Annotated in this window: 11 protein-coding genes; 2 read left to right on the top strand and 9 right to left on the bottom strand. The window is 63.4% G+C overall.

The features are described 5' to 3' along the window. Window positions 1–23 precede the first annotated feature (23 nt). From L0M17_RS06610 to glf, 6 genes are all read right to left on the bottom strand, one after another. Window positions 24–2,033 carry a DUF6541 family protein gene (locus tag L0M17_RS06610; protein ID WP_241053076.1) on the bottom strand — a complete coding sequence of 670 codons (2,010 nt, stop codon included), beginning with the start codon at window positions 2,031–2,033 and terminating at the stop codon, window positions 24–26. A 43-nt stretch (window positions 2,034–2,076) separates the two neighbouring features. Continuing rightward, complete coding sequence (locus tag L0M17_RS06605; RefSeq protein WP_308196911.1) at window positions 2,077–4,128, bottom strand: DUF6541 family protein; 2,052 nt, start codon at window positions 4,126–4,128, stop codon at window positions 2,077–2,079. A 79-nt stretch (window positions 4,129–4,207) separates the two neighbouring features. Next, on the bottom strand, window positions 4,208–4,936 hold the full coding sequence (locus L0M17_RS06600; protein ID WP_241053074.1) for an ABC transporter ATP-binding protein: 729 nt from the start codon (window positions 4,934–4,936) through the stop codon (window positions 4,208–4,210). A 2-nt stretch (window positions 4,937–4,938) separates the two neighbouring features. After that, a complete protein-coding gene (locus tag L0M17_RS06595; RefSeq protein ID WP_241053073.1) occupies window positions 4,939–5,796 on the bottom strand; it encodes an ABC transporter permease in 858 nt (285 codons plus the stop codon). After that, window positions 5,793–7,799: a glycosyltransferase gene (locus L0M17_RS06590; RefSeq protein WP_241053072.1), complete on the bottom strand. Its 2,007-nt coding sequence runs from the start codon at window positions 7,797–7,799 to the stop codon at window positions 5,793–5,795. Before L0M17_RS06590 ends, L0M17_RS06595 begins: the two co-directional genes overlap by 4 nt. Next, complete coding sequence (glf, locus tag L0M17_RS06585; protein WP_241053071.1) at window positions 7,796–8,983, bottom strand: UDP-galactopyranose mutase; 1,188 nt, start codon at window positions 8,981–8,983, stop codon at window positions 7,796–7,798. The genes L0M17_RS06590 and glf overlap by 4 nt, the downstream gene beginning before the upstream one ends. Window positions 8,984–9,165: 182 nt before the next feature. Between glf and L0M17_RS06580 the strand changes: the two genes are divergently transcribed. Then, window positions 9,166–13,194 carry an FtsK/SpoIIIE domain-containing protein gene (locus tag L0M17_RS06580; protein WP_241053070.1) on the top strand — a complete coding sequence of 1,343 codons (4,029 nt, stop codon included), beginning with the start codon at window positions 9,166–9,168 and terminating at the stop codon, window positions 13,192–13,194. Here the strand turns inward: L0M17_RS06580 and L0M17_RS06575 are convergent. Continuing rightward, the gene (locus tag L0M17_RS06575; protein ID WP_241053069.1) at window positions 13,157–13,585 is read right to left on the bottom strand and encodes a hypothetical protein; all 429 of its coding nucleotides are present in this window, start codon (window positions 13,583–13,585) and stop codon (window positions 13,157–13,159) included. The genes L0M17_RS06580 and L0M17_RS06575 overlap by 38 nt on opposite strands. A gap of 245 nt (window positions 13,586–13,830) precedes the next feature. On the opposite strand from L0M17_RS06575, the gene L0M17_RS06570 reads away from it, so the two are divergent. Next, a complete protein-coding gene (locus tag L0M17_RS06570) occupies window positions 13,831–14,079 on the top strand; it encodes a WhiB family transcriptional regulator (protein WP_043127419.1) in 249 nt (82 codons plus the stop codon). 187 nt (window positions 14,080–14,266) lie between these two features. On the opposite strand, the gene L0M17_RS06565 is transcribed toward L0M17_RS06570, so the two are convergent. Then, on the bottom strand, window positions 14,267–15,739 hold the full coding sequence (locus L0M17_RS06565) for a sensor histidine kinase (protein ID WP_241053068.1): 1,473 nt from the start codon (window positions 15,737–15,739) through the stop codon (window positions 14,267–14,269). Between the two features lie 75 nt (window positions 15,740–15,814). Beyond that, window positions 15,815–20,680, bottom strand: coding sequence for an NAD-glutamate dehydrogenase (locus L0M17_RS06560; RefSeq protein WP_372497995.1), 4,866 nt, complete (start codon window positions 20,678–20,680; stop codon window positions 15,815–15,817). Window positions 20,681–20,734: the final 54 nt, after the last annotated feature.

The following is a 20,734-nucleotide window of genomic DNA, read 5'->3' as shown; positions in this document are numbered from 1 at the left end:
GGGTTGTCGCAGCCTCTGCCCATTCACCCTTGGCAGGCCACGACCTTGTAAAGCCGAGCGTTGCCCTGCTGGTCGATGAGTTGGACTGCGTGAGAGCCCTGCAGGTCCTCGATACCCGGGTAAGGATGGTGCTCGTAGTGCACTTCCTGTGTGCCGAAGTCCAGGACGTACTGGACGTGGAGATCCTTGATGGCCTTGCAAGCGGAGCCGTCGGCCGGGGCGTTCCGAAGACCAGTGTCGATCGCATCGACATCCGGGCTCGCTCCCGCAAGGATATGGAGCTGCAGAGTCTTGCGGTCGGCCAGTGCGTAGGCCAGCGCCGTTCCCGTCCAAGGGCTTCCCGCGAGAACAGTTCCTTGAGGCACCTCCTTGTCGAGACGCTTCAGGAGCGCGAGCTCGTCTGTCGTGATCAGTGGCGAATTGGGACGGACCTCGTAGAGGCTTCTGGCGGCAAGTTCCTCCGTGTGGACCTGACCGTTCTGAGAGGTCGCGACGAGACCGAGGACCACTACTCCCAAGCCGCCCATACGAACGCCCCTCTTAAGCCCTCGGATCCGGTCATCGCTCGATCCCACACGGCTGAGCAGCACCTTAGAAAGGGCGTGCAAACCGCGTCTGAACCACTCTCCAATTTGGAGGACTCCTTCGACGGCTACCGGAATCGACGCCAATGGCAGCAACGCCGCCAAGCGGTAGCTGTCGTTGTACCAGACACCGACGAGAAAGTTCCGAACCCGCCCTTGATCGAAACCCGAGACGACCACGTAGAAGCCAGCAAGGACAAGGAAGATCCACAAGGGACTGCGGTGGCCCGGCTGACGAACACAACGGTAGAGGCCCATTAGAATCAGGCCGACTATGATCCATACCGGCTGTGAACGCATTGGTGAGCCAGAAATCGCCTCTCCTATCGCTTGAGCAACAGTTTGAGTCGGAGGCCAGAAGGCGGCCGCGGGATCAGGTCGAACGAGCTTCCAAGCCACCGCTGCGCCGGCCACGCCCCCCAGGAGCGCGATCGAAGGCACCACGACAGGCGCCTTGAGCCAGAGCCGCTCGCGCACAAGGGGCCTCACCTGCCGCAGATACAGTACCAGGACTGGAAAGGCGCTCGTCGCCACGAGAGCCATGAGTGCGCTTGGGTGGGCCACTGTCATTCCGACAGAGACAGCTCCGAGCAGAATCCACTCGACCCCGACGTTGGCCCGGGCCTGTCGGCTGAACCCCAGCGCATGGAAGAGCTCTCCCACACAGGCTGGCAGAACTGCCAGCGCAAGAAAGTTCGGGTAAAGAACTCCGTAGTCCAGCATGAGGAGCGGGAACGCGGCGAAGCAGGCTGAGAGGATTCCGCCGGACAACAGGACGACCGGCCGCGCTCCAACCAGGCGCCACACGAGGTACACCATTGACAGCGGCCAAACCAAGGCGCCGATTACAAGATTCGCCGCATTGACAGATTCAGGGATGGCTGTTGATGTCACCGAACCAACCAGCGAGACGAGCGCGTGCCAGCCTGCGGGGTAGTACGCGCTATCGACCATATGTCCAATCGTGAGCGACGATGCAGAACCGGTCTCGCGAACGTACTGGAGGGCGTTGAGATGGAAGACATTGTCAAAGGTCTGGGAGAAACTGCCCGGTGTGTCAAAGGCAATGATGAGGTTCTTTGCCAATAGCAACGCGGGAATCGCCACTGCGAGCACAAACACGACAACCGTGCCCCAGCCCTGCTTGCGAGAGCGCATTCGCTCCAGTGGACTTGTCGTTTTCCGGTCGAATCGTCGGAGCAGCCGCCGGAGGAATACCAGCATCGCCCCGAGGACGACCGTCATCCAGAGGACCGGCGCGAGCGACCACTTGACGTGCACAATAGGCGCAACGGTTGACGCGACCGCGATCACAGACAACGAGAGTGCGGGTGCTAACGAAGGAACCGCGAACCCCCGAAGACCGAAAGCGAGGGCAAGGGCTGCGCCGGGAAGGACGAGAAGCAGCACCGCCACCGCGACAACAGGACCAATACTCAGCCAGTCCACTCGGTTCCTGTCCCTTCTACGAATGCTGTCGCCATCGTCGCGCTCACCAGCACGCGGTGATCTTATAAAGGCGGTTCTCGCCGACTGAGGCCACGAGCTGGAATCCCTTTGCCAACTCGAGCCCAGCCATGCCAGGGAATTGCAACGTTCCGGGGTTTCCCGGAAGGTAGATGAGCTCGTCGGACGTCAGGGCATATCGCAGGTTGAGCCGTCGCACTGCGCTACACACGAGCGGGTTATCAGAAGCCTGGTTGAGCATCTTGGCCACAACCGAGCGGTCGGGGGTCCACGGGGTCAGAACATGCGGGAAGAGAACCTGGCGCCCGGACACGAAATACGCCCATGCACTCCCGTCCCAAGGATTGCCAGCGATCATCGCGCCGGACGGAACAATGCTGTTGATCGTCTTGTAGAGGGCCAGTTCGTCCGCAGACATGATTGGGGAACCGGGGCCAAGGCTGTAGTTCGTCTCGGCGTGAGCCGCCGCCTGGGGAATGTTCGTCGTCTGTGCAACACAAGCGACAACTAGGAGGACAAGGATCCCGAGGATCGACACAAGCGACGTGAGAGCTCTTGGTTTCAAACTTCCTCTCCGCCGCAACTGGATTTTGACGAAGGAGTGGAGGGTCTTGAAAGCAGCAACGCCGACGAACAAGGCCATCACGGCGGCCCCAGCAGCGATGCGTTTGAAGTCGGTGTACCAACCCCCGTCTAAGAATCCGCGAAGATATGAACTCGGATATCCCGCCACTGAGACCAGAAGGACAGCCCAGATCGTCGAGGAGACGACGAGCCAGCGCCAGCCTCTCCTCTTTGCAGCTAGGAAAAGCCCAACAATGAAGAAGACAGAAGTCGCGTAACCAGCAGGCCAGCCGCTGTGAGTAGTCAGGAAGAACTCGCCTAAGGCCTGTGCCGGCGTCTCGTAGGGCGGCCAAGTGATGTCGAATCTGTTTAACGGGAAAGGCCGAAGTTCAATCCAGACCACCACCGAGAGGATGAGCACTGCTACAAGGGCTACAACGGAAACCAGTCGCCGGCGCGGGGAGAGGCGAGACAATGGACTCCGCGCCGAGATCCGCCCAGCGAGTCGAGCGACCCACAGGGGCACAATTACGACTCCAGCCGTAAGCACCGTATTCGGATGAACGATCATGAGGCCCAGACAACTGACGGCGAACGCGCTAGCAATTGACCCAGAGAGTTCAAGGCGGAATTGCGGAAGTCTAGCGACGAGTGCCCCTAACCCGACAAGCGCAGGGAGCACGGCCATCCCGTAGTAGTTGGGATAGAGGACGCCCCAGTCTACGAGCAGATAAGGGAACGCGCTGAAGCAGCAGGCAAGCACGGCAGCCGAAAGGTCCACAATCCTCGCATGCCCAAAAAGGACGCGGGCTGCAAAGACAACCGAGAGCGGCCACAGGACTACCCCGATGACCAGATTGGCGGCAGACACCGCCACGGGAATGGACGTTCCCGTGGTTTGAACCACCAAAGCGACGAAATCATGCCAACCGCCGGGGTACAGCGAAGGCGACGACCCGCCTGCCGCCCCGAGTGCGAGCGACGAGCCGTTCCCGGTCTCGATGATGAAGCGAACCGCATTGAGATGGAACACGTTGTCTGCGGTCTGGGAGACGTACTCGGGAGACCGGAAAATAGATGTCAGTCTCCAGCAGAGGATGGCTGCGCTCACCATCAGCCCAGCGAGCGTCGCCCAACTCGTAGGCAGACGAAACACGGTAGGCGTCACGGGCGGTCGGCGCACGATGCGACGCCGCTCTGCATGTTCCAACCGAACAGCGCCCACCGCGGGCCGCAGGCGATCAGCCCGTCGCCGCGCTCCTCCACCTTGCCAAGGGGCGCGAGGTCGATCAAACTTTCGACAAGCCATGCGGATGCCCCACACAACCAATGCCGCACAGACTGTAGCTACAAGAAGTGGAACAACGCCCCACCGCAGACGCACCCATGGGGCGACAACAGCAGAAGCAGCGATCAGAACCGCGCTCAGGAGCGGGGACACTCCCACAGCCGCATAGCTACGGAACCCTCCGAAAAGGGCTACGACGAGACCGGGTCCAACAGAAAGCAGCATTGCTGCCACTGCTGGCACTAGCGCCTCGAGCCACACAGTATTCTCCCTTGTATCTATTGCCTCGGTCAGAAGGATGCATTCAGCGTCGTCGCAGCTCGCCGACCACTTCCTCGACCGGGCCGTCAAGCACGACATTTCCCTTCTCCAGAAGAACGCCCCGCTGGCAGATCTCCGGGATCAGGTTCAGATCATGGCTCACAACCACAAGCGTCTTACCCTCGGCTGAAAGCTCCTTGATCTTGGCGATGCACTTCCGCTGGAACGGCTCGTCCCCGACCGCCAGAATCTCATCAACGAGGAAGACCTCGGGATCGGTGTGAACGGCCACTGAGAATGCCAGACGCAGATACATGCCCGACGAATAGAACTTCACCTCGGTGTCGATGAACTCCCCGATCTCCGAGAAGTCGACAATCGAGTCGAAGCGCTCGTTGATCTGCTCCTCGCTCATGCCGAGGATTGCGCCGTTCAGGTACACGTTGTCCCGCCCGGTGAGATCGTGGTGAAAGCCTGCGCCAACCTCGATGAGGCCTGCCACGCGGCCCCGCGTCCGCACGGTTCCGGAGTCGGGAGTCATCACGCCGGAGATGTGCTTAAGGAGGGTGGACTTCCCTGACCCGTTGAAGCCCAGGAGCGCGACGCTCTCTCCCTGCTCCACTGTCAGAGATACGTCGTGCAGTGCGAAGAACTTCTGGCTCAGATCTCCACGCCGTCCCTTGAGCAGCCAAACGAGGGCCTCTTTGAGCGACCGCGTGTGGCGGAGCACGAACTGCTTGCTGATCTTGCTGACTTCTATTGCGGTCGCCACGCTCAGAGCTCCTGCGCGAAACGGCCCTCGAGCCGCCTGAACGTGAACTGTCCGATCAGCACTACGACGATAGATACCGCGAGGCCCACTGGGAGCCAAATGGTCACGAGGTGCGGGGGAAGCTGGGCGGTTCCGCCTGTTGTCGGGTACCAGAACGCGTAGTGGAAGATCTCGACCGCGATGGTTATCGGGTTCGCCTGATACACGGCGAAGAATCCCGCCCCTAACGTATTGCGAACCTGCGTCCAGACGTAGAGCACGGGCGAAGCCCACGTCACGACCATCAGGAGGAGGTCCACGATGTTCTCGAAGTCGCGGAAGTACACGTTGACAGCGCCGAAGAAGAGGCCGAGACCCGTCGCCAGCAGCGCAACAAGGATGAATCCGGCGACGGCGGCCGCCAACTGGAGCACGGACGGGTGCCATCCCGAGAACACGCATGCAACGACGAGGACGACGAGCTGGGGGAAGAAGTGCACTCCCGAGACCCACACCGAAGCCACCGGAAACAACTCACGAGGCAGATAGATCTTCTTGATCAGATTCCCGTTGCCGACGATCGAACGGGCAGCATTCCCGAGGGCCTCCGTGAAGAAGTTGATGAGGACAATTCCGGAGAAGAGGTAGACCGCATAGTTCTCGGTGCCCTTGTTGAGGCCGAGAAATACACCCATGGCCAGATAGAACACGATGAACTGGACGCCGGGCTTCACGTACGACCACAGCAGGCCCAGAACTGACCCGCGGTACCGCACCTTCAACTCCTTGCGCACAAGAAGCTTGAGCAGGAATCGCGCACGGAACGTGTCGGCCAGGCCCGCTCCAACTCCGGGCCTGACCAACGGCTGAGCAGCGCTCACCGGGAGTCGCTCAGCGTGTGTTCGTCGAACGTCTTCTTCCACGATTCCATTGAAGTTAGATCGTGCAGGGCACCCTTGTACTCGGCGGCCAGAGAGCGCCAGCGAGCCAGAAGCTCTCCGTGCAGCTTGGCGCTCTCAGCAAGCATGCGACGCATTGCACGCGGATCGCGCTTGTACCAAGACGCACCAGTCCCCTCGGCGTTCGAGACCACGGCCGAATCGTACTGCGACATGCGCCACCACTTGTTGTCCATGTGGGGAACGTTCGCCTGCGGGCGCTCCCTGCTCGTATCGACAACGGGCTTGACGAGCTGCCGCGCAACGGTCTTGAGCGCCCACGGTATGAGCACGACTTTGCCGGGCCGGCTGAAGCCCTGGCCATGCCTCGGCGGCTTGGCCATACGCGGCGCGGGGAACTCGTCGGGGTCAGGCTTGAACACCGAATCCGTATGCTCCGAGAGCATCTTTCGGATCTCAGGAAGCTTCGACTCGAGAAGCCCCCGCAGCGACCCCGGCCCCTTGAGCAGATCACGAATTGCCCACTCCCGGCCTTGCACCGTGGCGTACTGCATCGAGACCAGGTGCTTGACGTCGTCCTGCTGGAGCTCCCGGATCACTCGGCCGCCGAGCTCGTACGGGCTGTGCAACAAGGCAGTGAGGGCGCGGTTCCGTGTGTGGAAGTAAGCCTGCCACCCAACCAGATCGTCCTTGTCGATCCACGAAACGTGCCACACTGCGGCGCCCGGCATAGACACCGTGGGGAAGCCACGTTCTTTTGCCCGGAGCCCGTACTCGGCGTCGTCCCACTTGATGAAGATGGGGAGGGAGAGCCCGATCTCACGAATGACGGAGGTCGGGATGAGGCACATCCACCAGCCGTTGTAGTCGACGTCGCAGCGACGGTGCAGCCACGGCGTCTGGCGGAGGTTGGAGACGAGGAAATCGTGGCCGAGCTCCATTTCGTCGCTCGGGAGGGCGGGCTGGATGCGGTATGGGTTGACGATCTCACCGAATGTGTGGAGCACAGTGCGGTTGAAAAGGTCGAACATGTGGCCGCCCACGAGCGTGGGAGTCTTGCAGCGGTCGCCGAAGGTCACGAGGCGGAGGATGCTCTCCGTCTCGACGACGATGTCGTCGTCCATGAGCAGCGCGTAGTCACTGCCATTGGCCACAGCCTCGTACATGCCGCGGGAGAAGCCTCCCGAACCGCCGAGGTTGCTCTGCTCGATGATCCGAAGCTTGCCTCCAAGCTCAGCCTTGACCTCGTCGAATCCCTCCGCCTGGGCGACCTTCTGGGTGCCCTGATCCACGATGAGGATTTCCTGGAGCGCATCGAGTGCCTCCCGGTCCTGCGCGAGGAGCCGAAGGTTGTTCAGGCAGAAGTCGGTCTTGTTGAGCGTCGTGATCTGGAGCGTGACTGTACCGCGCTCCGGCGCTGGGCCGGCGGCCTGCCACTCGGCCCGGTTGATCTCGACGGGCTCGGAACCAGCGACGAGATCGAACCAGTACCACCCGCCGTCGCCGAAGGGCTTGAGCGAGAGGTCGAACGTCGTCGTCGTCTCCCCCTCGACACGCTGGGAGTCGACGCGCTGGAGCGAACCGCGGGAATTGGACTTGTAGACCACGATCGCGCCCGCACCGGCCGTTGTGACGCTCAGCCGCACCGAATCGACATTGGTCCAGCGTCGCCAATAGCTGGCCGGAAAGGCATTGAAATACGTGCCGAAGGAGACCCGGTCGCCGGGCCGGACCATCATCGAGAAGCGCGACACGAAGTCCTCGGAATGTGCCTCGCGCGCCGGACTGCTGATGGTGCGCGGCCTGCGCTCGCGATCGCTCGCATCACCCGTCGTCGGGAGCTGGACCCCGGTGGCCGTACCCATGTCCACATACAGCGGGACGGTGTCCATCTGCGCCTGGGGCGGCAGAATGACCCGCTGGAGGGTCTGCCACTCCTGCTGGGACTCCTCGCTCACAATCTCTTTAACGTCGACCGCCGTCATTCGTCCACGCCTCCGCTGACGAGTGCTTCGCCGCCCGCAAAATGCGGCTTGATCTTGTTCTCGAACATGCTCAGGGCCGAACCGATCGCCATGTGCATGTCGAGGTACTTGTAGGTGCCCAGACGACCGCCGAACAGGACCGAGTTCTCGGACTTCGCCAAATCGCGGTATGCAAGAAGCTTCGCGCGATCGGCCTCGGTGTTGATCGGGTAGTACGGCTCGTCGCCCTTCTCGGCGAAACGCGAGAATTCGCGCATGATGAGCGTCTTCTCGGTCTGGTAGTTGCGCTCAGGATGGAAGTGGCGCGGCTCGATGATGCGTGTGAAAGGCACATCGGCGTCGTTGTAGTTCACGACTGACGTCCCCTGGAAGTCGCCGACGTCCAGCACCTCTTCCTCGAAGTCGATGGTGCGCCACGAGAGGTCGCCCTCTTTGTAGTCGAAATAGCGATCGACGGGGCCCGTGTAGACAACGGGAACGTTGCCGACGGCATTGCCCTTACTGACAGGCTGCGACTCGTCGAAGAAGTCTGCGTTGAGCTGCACCGTGATGTTCGGGTGGTCGGCCATGCGCTCGATCCACGCCGTGTATCCGTTGGTGGGCAGCCCTTCGTACGTGTCGTTGAAGTAGCGGTTGTCGTACGTGTAGCGGACGGGAAGCCGCGAGATGATCCCGGCCGGCAGATCCTTTGGATCCGTCTGCCACTGCTTGCCCGTGTAGTGCTTGATGAACGCCTCGTACAGCGGGCGTCCGATGAGCTGAATGCCCTTGTCATTGAGGTTCTGCGGGTCCGTTCCCGCAAGCTCGCCGGCCTGCTCCTCAATGAGGGAACGCGCTTCTGACGGCGAGTAATTCGCCCGGAAGAACTGGTTGATCGTGCCGAGGTTGATCGGCAGCGGGAACACCTCACCCTTGTGGACACCGTAGACGCGGTGCACATAGTTGGTGAAGGTCGTGAACTGGTTGACGTAGTCCCACACCCGCTTGTTCGAGGTATGGAAGAGGTGGGCACCGTAGCGGTGCACTTCAATGCCCGTCTGGGCGTCATCCTCGCTATACGCGTTGCCCCCGATGTGATGGCGGCGGTCGATCACCGTGACCTTGAGTCCGAGCTCCTTGGCTGCGCGCTCGGCCACTGTGAGGCCGAAGAAGCCGGATCCGACGACGACGAGATCAGCGTCCACAAATTCTCCTGTATTCGGGGCACGCCGATGCCACGGGCACCGGCCTTCCTGCGGTCCAAGACTACCGGACTACGCTGGAGCCCCTTTCCAGCGGCGGGGAGTTCCCCTCATTCAGCAGTTGTCCACATACGGCCCTCAGCGACGCCCCCGCCCCTCTTCGTCTGCGTAGCCTCGTAGAAGGAATGAGCTTTGGGGGGCGCATGGAACTGCACGTCACGCTGATAGCTCCGGGGGCAGGCCGGAGGCTGCGCGGGAGCGAGGAGCTGGTGGCGTCACTCCCCGACGGCGCCGCCGGGGGTGAGCTCGCCGCGCTCATCGAAGAGCGCTATGGGGTGATGGGAATCACGGTGGAGGGCGTGCCTCTCAACTCGCTCGTGGCCGGCCGTCCGCCGTTGACGAACGGGGCCCTCTTGCTGGGCGGCCAGGCGAATTCTAGGGCGACGGCGGAGGGGGCCGAGCGTCTCCTCCTCGCTGTCCGCAGTGGACCTGGTGCGGGCCTGCTCATCCCCCTCGAGCGAGGACTTCACCGCCTAGGGCGGTGTGAAGGCAACGCTCTGGATGTGCCCGGGATCGTTGGACTTCCGGACCCAGAGCTCTCCCGCCGTCACGCCGAGCTACACGTGACCGACACGCTTGTCCGTCTGGTCGACTGCGGAAGCTCCAATGGGACGTGGCTCGGCGATCGTCGAGTCCGCGACATCGTCCTCGAGGCGGGGCAAGAGTTCCGGATGGGCGGAAACGTCTGCAGTCTCGAGTTCGAGGGTGAGGCCGTGATCGACCCGCGGGCCGGATCGCTTCACGGAGAGCCCCTCCGCGTCACGCGCCGCACGCCGGCGCAACGGACGACGACGATGCTCGCCTTGGGCTTGGCACCCCTCGCCATGGGCCTCGGGCTCGCACTGTTCTTCGGCCAATGGATGTTCCTTGCGTTCTCGAGCATGTCACTCCTCTCCCTGGCCTTCCCGCTCGCTGAAGGACGGAGAGAGCGGCGCAGCTTCAAACGCGAACTAGCGGCCGCCGTCGAGCAGGATCTGGAACGCAGGACCGCTGCGGCGCCGGATGCCGCGCAGCTGTGCCTGGCGTCGCGGGGCGCCTCGGCCGCCGGGCGGCGGTTTCTGCGGGACTACGACGGCCCAATCCTGATCCGTCTGGGCACGGCAGACCTACCAGCCGACGTGACCGTCGATCCTCCCCTCGATTCATCACCTCCGCGGCACCGCCGAGCACCGCTCGTCCTGGCCCTCAAGGGAATGGTCCGACTTGATGGACGAGACGCCGAGATCGAGGGAACCGCACGCTTCTTGCTGGTGCAGCTCGCCGTCCTGCCTGCGGCTCAGCAGCTCCGCGTCCACCTCATAGGAGGTTCCGACCGGCTCAGGCTGGCCGCGCGATTCCTGCCCAGCGTGAGCGTTGCGAGGGACGGGGACCTCGAGGCGCTCGCCGCTTCTTCCGCACAGGCGGGAGAAGGTCGAGACGTGACGATCACCATGCCAGGCACACCGCCCTCGACTGCCCGTGTCATGGCAGAGGCGTTGCGGAGGGGCGGCGGTTGCGTCGTGGACGGAGTCGGAGCGCTGGGCAGCCACGATGCAGTGATTCAGGTCGGTGAGTCCTCCGGCCACCTCGTCTCAGGAATTCTTCGCTCCGAGTTCACCCCCGACTTGCTCGGTCACGTTCCCTTCGAGCGGGTAGCACGCGAATGGGCTTTGCGCCGCTCGTGCGCCTCGGCTGGCAACCCGGCGGGCGGACCGCTGCCGGACTCGTGCAGCCTCGACGTGCTCGTCCCCACGACACGGGCGGAACTCGTCAAAACATGGAGCGAAAGGAAGAAAGGAAGGGGCTGCTGGCTTCCGCTGGGAGTCGCGGAAACCGGACGGCTCGGAATCGACCTCGTCGCCGACAGTCCCCACGTTCTCGTGGCAGGCACAACGGGCTCGGGCAAGTCGGAGCTCTTGCGCACCATGATTGCTGGTGGAGCCGCGCTGCAGTCACCGGATGAGCTCACGTTCCTTCTTGTAGATTTCAAAGGGGGTGCGGGGCTCGCTCCGCTCAAGTCGCTTCCTCATTGCGTGGGCGTCGTGACCGATCTGAGCGGAGGCCTGAGGCGTGTCCTCGTCTCACTGCGAGCCGAGGTCGTACGGCGCGAACAACTGCTGGCAGAAGTGGGCTGCGAGGATCTGAGCGCCTACGCCGGATCCAATCCGGCCGAGCCGCTGCCCCGGTTGGCTATAGTCGTCGACGAGTTCCGAGTCCTCGTGGAGGAGGAGCCAGACTCGCTTCGCGAGCTCCTGCGCATTGCCAGCGTCGGACGGTCCCTCGGGGTTCACCTCATCATGGCGACCCAACGGCCCCACGGAGCGATTTCGGGCGATATACGTGCAAACGTTGGGTGTGCAATTGCCCTGCGCGTCAGCGGAGCCGCTGAATCTCGTGATGTGATCGGCTCAGACTTGGCCGCTAGAGTGCCGACGGCTCTTCCTGGCCGTGGATATCTTGCCCTCGGAGGTGACGAGCCCATCGAGTTCCAGACCGCGTGCCTCTCACTCGCGCTTGATCCCAGCCTTGCGGCGGCGTCCCTCGAATCTGCAGCCGAATGGCTTCGCGGCAGCTCCCGGACCCAGCCTCAAAGCGAGAAGCCCGACAGCTCGATGAGCCATCTTGTGCGGACTGTCCGTGAGGCTTGGGCTTCCCTCGGCGACCGACCTCCTCGGCGACCAGTGGCCGATCCCCTTCCCGCTGACGCAGGGCCAGCGCCTAGGCCGGGGCGCCACGTTTCGTTGGGAATTGCGGATCTGCCGCATGAGCAGCGCCTGACGACGTTGCGCTGGGCACCGGAGGAGCGAGGGCATCTTGCCATCATCGGAGGATCCCCCGGAGCTGGCCCAATTCTCGCGAACGTCGCTTCCCAGCTCGCGGATGGCCTGCGCGTACGGCACTTGTACATTCTCGATGCTGATAACACACTCCCCCACCTCGAACATCATGAGCGAACCGGCGCCTACGCTTGCCCTGATGACCTCGGCCATGCAGCACGGATCATTTCACGGCTCGCGGAAGCGGCGTCGAAACAACGTCCGACGGCGGCCATCGGCCGAGAGCGGTCGAGCCTCATTCTCATCGCCTCCGGTTGGGGCCGTTGGATCTCGGCCTTCCGGAACAGCCCACACGCGCAGGCCGAGGGAGAGCTCTTCGACCTTGTTCGTGCCGATCGTTCCTCTGGTCCTGTAGTGCTCATTGCGGGCGAGGGAGACCTCGTCGCCTCGCGCATCTTCAGCGAACTCCGCTGCCGGCTCTTCCTCCCCCACGGGATGCCCGACGACGCGCGGCTGGGCTGGCCGCGGCTCTCCTCTGGACCCGGCGGCCGAATGCGAGGTATAGCAACAGGCCTTCTGGAGTGCGAAGAGCCCGTGCTTGTTGAATGCTTCACCGGCCCTTCACCCGTCCGCCCAGCATCGTGGGCGTCTGGCCCCTCCACACCGGCGTTGCGCATTCTGCCCCTTCCTGTGTCCGTGATGGCGACGGAGATGGCAGAGACGGCGAGGGAGCGCAGTGGCCCCGAACCCCAAGCCCAAGGAAAGCAGCGCCGTTTGGCGATCGGCCTCCATGGGGACCGCGGTGATCCCCTCTCAGTCGCCCTTGGACCCGGCGAGATCCTCTTGGCACTCGGGAGGCCAGGCGCGGGGAAGACGGCATTCCTTGAAGCGCTTCCGAGCATGAATCCGGCCGTTGGCCCTTGGTTCTCAGGAAGAAACACCCAGCAGGCGCTTACGGACGCGATCAGGTCCGCCAGAGCCGGTGAGGGCCCCCTACTCCTCCTTGATAACGCAGACGGTATGGGCGCGCTCGAGGACCAAGCGATCCGTCTCGCGCTTGAGGAAGGTGTCTCAGTGATTGCCACCGCGGGATATGGGACCTCAATCGCCGGCCGTCTGCCACCCGCTCTCCGCGCGCAGGCGATCGGAACCGCGACGGGCATCGCCATCGGACCGCGATCACCGGCGGATGGAGACCTCTTCGGCGTGCGGCTCGAACCCTTGGAACAGTTCGTGCCAGGTCGCGCGATCGCCGTGGTCCGTGGACATCAGGCCGAGGTTCAACTTGGTTGGCTCGGCGCAGCAGCAAGCGGCCAATCCCTGCTCAACGATCGCGACAGGCCGAATGGCCGGCCTCTCCTCAGCGGTCGTCGTTCTCGTGAACGGGCCGCTGCGTGACGGCGAAGACCGGGCGTGAGAAAAGCAGGTAGAGCGCCGCGGCGGCCGGGACGAGGATGAGGAGCCCATAGAGGACGTAACCGCCGGACATCGTTGGCAGCCCGATAGTCCCGGCGAAGAGCTGGACGACCAGGGCAACGGAACGCGTCCACCGGTAGCCGCGCCACAGCAAGATGGCGGCTGTGCCAATACCCGCGCCGAGGAGGATGAGGAGAACCATAGTGAAGATCGCCCCGCCGGGAGAGACGTGCGCCTGGCCGGAGGCGAGTTCGACCGCGTACATCCCGGCGATGACCAAGAGAGCAAGTGCTTCGATGAGCACGAGCGCCACGAGGATCCTGAGCTGGACAGGTTTGGATGGGCGCTGGTCCGAAGAGCTGGAAGACTGCACAGGCTGAGACTACCGGGGACGGCGGATGAGCGGCGTGAAGTGGTCGTCGAAGAACGGTTCAGATGTGATGCATCCCTCGCTCTGCAGGCCCAAATCCTCCCTCTCCCCCCTTGTTTACACACAGTTAACGTGACAACCTTATTGAAGTTGACCGCGGGGCCCAGATAAGGCCCCTTTGCTTTGGGACGCCTCGTGAAAAAGTTCACAAAGGTCGCGTTCCCCCGGAATGGAGTACTTCAAGAACCATGGATTGGCGTGATCGTGCTGCATGCCTCGACAAGGATCCCGAGCTGTTCTTCCCCGTTGGGAATACCGGTCCGGCACTCCTTCAGATCGAGGAGGCCAAGAGCGTCTGCCGTCGATGCCCGGTGATCGACACCTGCCTTCAGTGGGCCCTCGAGTCGGGTCAGGACGCAGGCGTTTGGGGCGGAATGAGCGAAGACGAGCGCCGCGCCCTCAAGCGTCGCGCTGCGCGGGCTCGCCGCGCCTCCTAACCCATCGAGTAACCCCTCGGGCCAGACCTAGCCTATAGAGCCAGAACTAGCCCATAGAGCCAGAACTAGCCCATAGAGCCAGAGCCAACTGAGCGAACCAGAGCCTCTGGCAGAACACGTTCCCGCCCGCCGCGCTGAATGCTCGGCGGGCGGTTTCGCATTAAGGCACCGTCTGCTGGGCAGAAGATCAGCTGCGGCCAGGCCGGAGTGTAATCGTCACTTCTGTTCCGCCGCCAGCCCTCGGCCCCCAATGGATGGATCCCCCGAGCTCACTCGTCACGAGGGTACGGACAATCTGGAGGCCCAAGCCTTCGTGGCGGTTCTGCTGCTCAGGCATGCCCACGCCGTCGTCCGCGACGGTGACCTGCAGGGTCTCCTCACCTGAGCTGTCGACCCCACGCCGCGCTATGAGCCATACGGTGCCGGAACGGTCCTCGAGACCGTGCTCGACGGCATTTGTGACGAGTTCGTTGATGACGAGGGCAAGCGGAGTGGCGAGATCACTCGGCAGACCGCCGAACTCTCCCTCGCGCTCGGTTGCAACGTGCTGATTTCCCGTGGCGACTTCAGCCGAGAGTCGGAACTGGCGGTCGATGAGCTCGTCGAAGTCGACGTTCTGCGCGAGCCCCTGGGAGAGGGTCTCGTGGACTAGGGCAATCGTCGCCACACGTCGCATCGCCTGCTCGAGACCCTGGCGCCCTTCCTCGCTCTTCATGCGCCGCGACTGCATCCGCAGGAGGGCCGCGACGGTCTGCAGGTTGTTCTTCACGCGGTGGTGAATTTCGCGGATCGTAGCGTCCTTGGTGACAAGCTCCATCTCGCGCCGACGCAACTCGGAAACGTCGCGGCACAAGACGAGCGCGCCGAATCGCTCGCGCTCATCGCGGAGTGGAATGGCACGCAGGGAGAGGCTCACCCCGCGTGATTCAATCTCGCTCCTCCACGGCATTCGCCCCGTCACGACGAGCGGAAGCGTCTCGTCGACGAGCCGACGGTCCTTGAGCAGATTGGTCGTGAGTTCGGCCAGCGAACGCCCCTCAAGCGAGTCGAAACCGCCCAGCCGACGGAACGCCGAAACACCGTTCGGGCTCGCGTATTGGACGATCCCCTCGGCGTCGAGGCGGATGAGACCATCCCCCACCCGAGGCGCGCCTCGCCGTGAACCCGTCGGGGACGCAAAGTCGGGCCAGAGCCCTAGCGTTCCCATTCGGAGGAGGTCATACGCGCACTGACGGTACGTCAGTTCAAGGCGCGACGGCATGCGCGAACTCGAGAGGTCCATGTGCGAGGTGACCACCGCGAGGGTACGCCCATTGCGGACGAACGGGACGGCCTCGACGCGCAGAGCCATCTCCGAATTGAAGCTCGTCTCGTGGCTGCGCTCGATTGACTGCGTGTTCCATGCTCGGTCGACGAGAGGCCTGAGGTCGCCTCGGATACGCTCCCCCACGATGTCCTCGTGGAACACGGTGTGCGTCGTCGACGGGCGCACGTGCGCCAAGGCGGTGTAGCCCTCGCTTGGATCCGGGAACCACAGGGCCAGGTCCGCAAACGCCAAGTCGGCCACAAGCTGCCAATCGCCGACCAGCAGATGGAGCCACTCGGCGTCGCCCGGACCGAAATCAGCCTGCTCCCGGATCGTGTCCGTGAAGAGCGCCACGCTACCGCCTTGTCACTAGAGAAAGAGCCAGCCACGCGGGTGTTGCCACCCGCGCGGCCTCCGACGCGTTTGTGCCTAGTGGCGAACGATCGACCGGAGCAGCCTCAATGCTACCGAGAGCGAAGCCATGTCGTCGCTCTCGAGCGCATTGACCTCTTGGAACATGGTGGACGCGCGGCTGAGCGATTCGGCGTTCTCGGCTTCCCAAGCAGCGAGCCGCTCCTCGGGCGATTCCCCTGCCGGGGACATCTCCATGATCGATCTCGTCATGTCCGCGACGGTGCTGTAGAGGTCATCACGGAGGGCTGCCCGAGCGAGCGCCTGCCAGCGGTCCTTTCGCGGGAGCGCCGTGATTCGTTCAAGCAACGCATCCACGTTGAATCGATCGAACACTGTGTAGTAGACGCCTGCGATTTCCTCGACCGATTCGGAGGAGGTCTGGGACAGCCGTGCGATGTCCAAGAGGGCGTAGCTCTCGAAGAGCTCGGCCCAGCGGTGCGCGAATTGCTCGGGGAGACCCCAGGACAGACCCCGTTCGAGCCACTCCCGCACCCGATCCGCGTCCTGTCCGCGCAGGAAATCGAGGAGCCGCGAGCGCAGAGCGTTCATCGTCGGGCCATAGAGTTCGACGACCTCGCCGATGGTGTGGTTGCCCGTCCCCTGATGAATGAGCCATCGGACGGCGCGGTCTAGCAGTCGCCGGATGTCGTGATGGATCGTGGTCCAATGCTCTGTCGGGAACGACGCCGGGAGGCTGTTGACGGACTCGATCAGTTCGTCGAGCTTGTAGACCTCGCGGAGGGCCACGAAGACCTTCGCAACGGTAGCGTCCGTTGCACTGGTCTCTTCGATCGCACGGAACGCGAAGGTGATGCCGCCGATATTGACCATGTCATTCGCAATGATCGTCGCGATGATCTCGCGACGCAGTGGATGGAGGTCAAGCTCGTCCCCGAACCGCTCACGAAGTTCAGCCGGGAAGTAGTTCCGGAGTGTCGCTCTGAACCACGGATCGTCGGCAAGGTCGCTTTCCCGCAGCGACTCGGTGAGCTCGATCTTCGCGTAGGCCGCCAGCACAGACAGTTCCGGCGAAGTGAGGCCCTGGCCCTGATCGAGTCGTCGATGAAGCTCGGCCGTTGTCGGAAGCGCCTCGAGCTCGCGGTTGAGGTCCGCATGCACTTCGAGCCAGTCCATCAGCCGCTCGAGTGCCGGACTCAAAGGAGCGACAAGGGCTCGATCGTTCACGAGGAGGATGTTCTGATCGATGTTGTCGCGCAGAACCAGCTGACCGACTTCGTCCGTCATCGAGGCCAGGAACTCTGCCCGTTCGTCGGAGGCGAGTTTACCGGCGGCGACCATGCGGTCGACGAAGATCTTGATGTTGACCTCATGGTCCGAGCAGTCGACGCCGGCGGAATTGTCAATCGCGTCCGTGTTGAGGATGACCCCCTGCAGCGCCGCCTCGATGCGGCCGCGCTGGGTGAAGCCGAGGTTCCCACCTTCACCGACGACCTTGACCCGTAGGTCCCGTCCGTCGACGCGGATCGCGTCGTTGGCCTTGTCCCCGACCTGAGCATTTGTCTCGCTGCTCGCCTTGACGTACGTGCCGATACCGCCGTTGTAGAGCAGGTCGACCGGCGCAAGGAGGATGGACCGCAGCAGTTCGTTGACGCTCAGCTGCTTCGTTCCCTCGGCGAGGCCCAGCGCTTCCCTGACTTCCTCGGAGACGGGGATCCACTTCGCGGTGCGCGGGTAGACGCCGCCACCGGTGCTGATGAGCTCCTTGTTGTAGTCGTCCCAAGACGAGCGGGGAAGTTTGAAGAGCCGTTCCCGTTCCGCGAAGGACGAAGCCGGGTCGGGGTTCGGGTCCAGGAACACGTGGCGGTGGTCGAACGCCGCGACCAACCGGATGTGTTCCGAAAGCAGCATCCCGTTGCCGAACACATCGCCCGACATGTCCCCCACGCCGACGACGGTGAAGTCTTCGTTCTGGGTATCGACGTCTAGTTCGCTGAAGTGTCGCTTGACGGACTCCCACGCACCACGCGCAGTGATGCCCATCGCCTTGTGGTCGTAGCCGACAGAACCGCCGGAGGCGAAAGCATCGCCGAGCCAGAAGCCGTACTCGGCCGAAATCCCATTCGCAATATCGGAGAAGCTCGCCGTTCCCTTGTCGGCCGCGACGACGAGGTAGGGATCGTCGTCGTCGTGCCGGACGATGCCCAAGGGTGGGATGATGCTCTCGCCTTCCTCCGGCGTCGACACCCGATTGTCGGTGAGATCGAGGAGTCCGCGGATGAAGGTCTTGTAGCTTTCGATGCCCTCGGCGAGCCAGGCGGCCCGGTCAAGCGACGGGTTCGGCAGTCGCTTCGCGAAGAAGCCTCCCTTGGCGCCGGTCGGCACGATGACAGCGTTCTTGACCACCTGGGCCTTGACGAGACCCAAGATCTCGGTCCGGAAGTCCTCCCGGCGATCCGACCAGCGGAGGCCTCCACGCGCCACCTTGCCGAAGCGGAGGTGGACGCCCTCAACCCGAGGCGAGTAGACCCAGATCTCGAACATGGGCTTCGGCGACGGCAAGCCCTCGATCTCCGACGGGCGGAGCTTGATGCTGAGGTAGGACTTGCCGAGGTAGTAGTTGGTCCTGAGCGACGCTTCGATGAGGTTGATGAACGTGCGAAGAAGGCGGTCAGCGTCGAGCGTCGGCACCTGGTCGAGAGCTTCGGAGAGCTCTTCGCGGAGCCGCTCAATCGACGCCCCACGTGCTTCCTCGTCCAGGCTCGGGTCAAACCGAGCCTCGAAGAGTGCGACGAGCCGGCGGGTCACGGCGGGATTGGCCAGGAGGGTGTCCGAGATGAAGCCCAGCGAGTTCGTGTTCCCCATCTGGCGCATGTACTTCGCATAGCTGCGCAGAATGACTACCTGCCGGGACCGCATTCCTTCGCGGAGCACGAGGCGGTCCAATGAATCGGACTCGGTCTCCCCTGAAAGCGCCAAGCTGAACGAATCGGCGAGGAGCTGACCGGTGGCGAGGGGATCGATCCCGGCTGGGTACTTGAGCCCCAAGTCATAGAGGAAGAAGTCCCTCGCATCTGCCGTCTCGATCTCGAAGGGCTTCTCGTCGAGCACCTCGAGGCCCAGATTGTGGAAGAACGGCAGGATCTGGCTCAGGCTCTTCGGCTCGAGGAGGTACAGCTTGACGCGTGCGTCCTCTTCGAGCTCTGCCCCCACCCCGGCGGGAACGTAGACGCGGACGGAAGGACGCTCAGCGACTTCCTCGCCCTCCTCCTTCTCCGCCGCGGCCCGCTCCTCCGCGTACCTTTCGAACCGCTCGATGTCCTCGAGCGCGTCCTCGATGCTGTAGTCGACCCGGTACGAGGCGGGGAACGCGTCCTGCCACACCGCCGCGAGGTGCTCAGCCTCGTCGAGGGGCCGATTCTCGTGAAGGGCCTCGGCGATCCCCTCGGCCCACGATCGCGTAGCCGTGACGAGTCGCTGCTCGAGCGCCACAGCGTCAGCGGAGGCCACGTCCGCATTCTTGGGAAGGCGAATGCGGAAGTAGAGGCGAGCCAAGGCCGAATCGCTGAGGTGAGCGTCGTAGTCGATCTGGTCCGAGTGGAACTCCCGCTCGAGCTCGGCCTCGATCCGGCGCCGGACCGCCGTGTTGTACCGATCCTTCGGGAGGTAAACGACGGCGTTCATGAACCGCCCGTAGACATCCGGACGGAGGAAGAGCCGAGTGCGGCGCCTTTCCTGAAGGAGCTGGATACGGGTGACGGTGTCGAAGAGAAGGTCCGCGTTCATCTGGAACAGCTCGTCACGCGGGTAGGTCTCGAGGATCGCGAGGAGGTCCTTGCCGGAGTGCGAATCCGCCGGGAACCCGGAGCGACGCATGACCGCTTCGATCTTGTCCTTGACGATCGGGACGCTGCTCGCGGACTGCGTGTAAGCCGATGATGCGAAGAGGCCGATGAAGCGACGCTCGCCGTCGACCTTGCCCTGGGCATCAAAGCGCTTGATGCCGATGTAGTCGAGGTATGCAGGCCGATGGACTGTGCTGCGCGAGTTCGCCTTCGTGATCACAAGCGCCCGGCGCTCGCGGGCGTGCGCCTGACCTTCGGCGGTGAGGTGCTGAAGCGCGTGGGCGCCATCGCCCCGCAGCAGACCCAGGCCGCTGCCGTCGACGAGCTCGAGGACGTCCTCGCCGTTCTCCTTCTTGAGGTCGTATTCGCGATATCCGAGGAAGGTGAAGTTCCCCGCCTCAAGCCACTGCAGAAGCTCTTGAGTCGGCTTGAGGTCCGGGATGTCCTCGCCGCCGACAACATTGTCGAGGCCACGGGCGATCTCGAGAGCCTTCGAACGCATGGCTTGCCAGTCGTCCACCGCTGCGCGCACGTCTGCGAGGACACGGAGGAGGCCCTCGGTGAGCTCAGCCTTGCGAGCGCCCGGAACGCGGTCGATCTCGATGGCGATCCATGACTCCATGTGGGTCGTGAGATCACTGTCAGCCACGAGATGGCTCAGTTTCGGGAGAGCAGCCGTGTCACCGCTCGTGAGCCCCCACTGGGCCGGGACACGCTGCACCTCGACCAGAGAGCCCCCGTTCCGCTGGCGGGTGACGACGAACATGGGGTGCACTACCAGATGGATAGCGCAGCGTTCGCGCACGAGTTCGGCGCTCACCGAGTCAACGAGGAACGGCATGTCATCCGTCACGATGTAGACGATGCTGCGTCCGCCCTCGTCGATCACCTCGACCTTGGCCTCGCCCGGCTTCCTCTCCTCGGCGAGGGCCCGGTGATGACGTGCACGCTGGGCAAGGGTGCTTGCCGGGTACGATTGCCTGTCTTCTTCGGCGAGATGCTCGTAATAGTCCGCCAGGAAGCGGGCTTCCTGCTCGGCCGTTGGGAACGGTGTCTCCTGCGCGGTACCGGTCGACACGGTGAAAATCGCCTCCAGAGGAACGAGTTCTGCGCTGCCGCGTTGCAACGCTGA

It is taken from the genome of Sinomonas terrae, assembly GCF_022539255.1.
GTDB classification, from domain to species: Bacteria; Actinomycetota; Actinomycetes; order Actinomycetales; family Micrococcaceae; genus Sinomonas; species Sinomonas terrae.
This window is presented reverse-complemented; position numbering and strand designations above follow the sequence as displayed.

Excerpts from the sequence above, each read along its gene's own strand:
- L0M17_RS06605 (WP_308196911.1), bottom strand. The coding sequence starts at position 4,128 with ATGCTGCTTTCTGTTGGACCCGGTCTCGTCGTAGCCCTTTTCGGAGGG.
- L0M17_RS06590 (WP_241053072.1), bottom strand. The coding sequence starts at position 7,799 with ATGACGGCGGTCGACGTTAAAGAGATTGTGAGCGAGGAGTCCCAGCAG.
- L0M17_RS06580 (WP_241053070.1), top strand. The coding sequence starts at position 9,166 with ATGAGCTTTGGGGGGCGCATGGAACTGCACGTCACGCTGATAGCTCCG.
- L0M17_RS06570 (WP_043127419.1), top strand. The coding sequence starts at position 13,831 with ATGGATTGGCGTGATCGTGCTGCATGCCTCGACAAGGATCCCGAGCTG.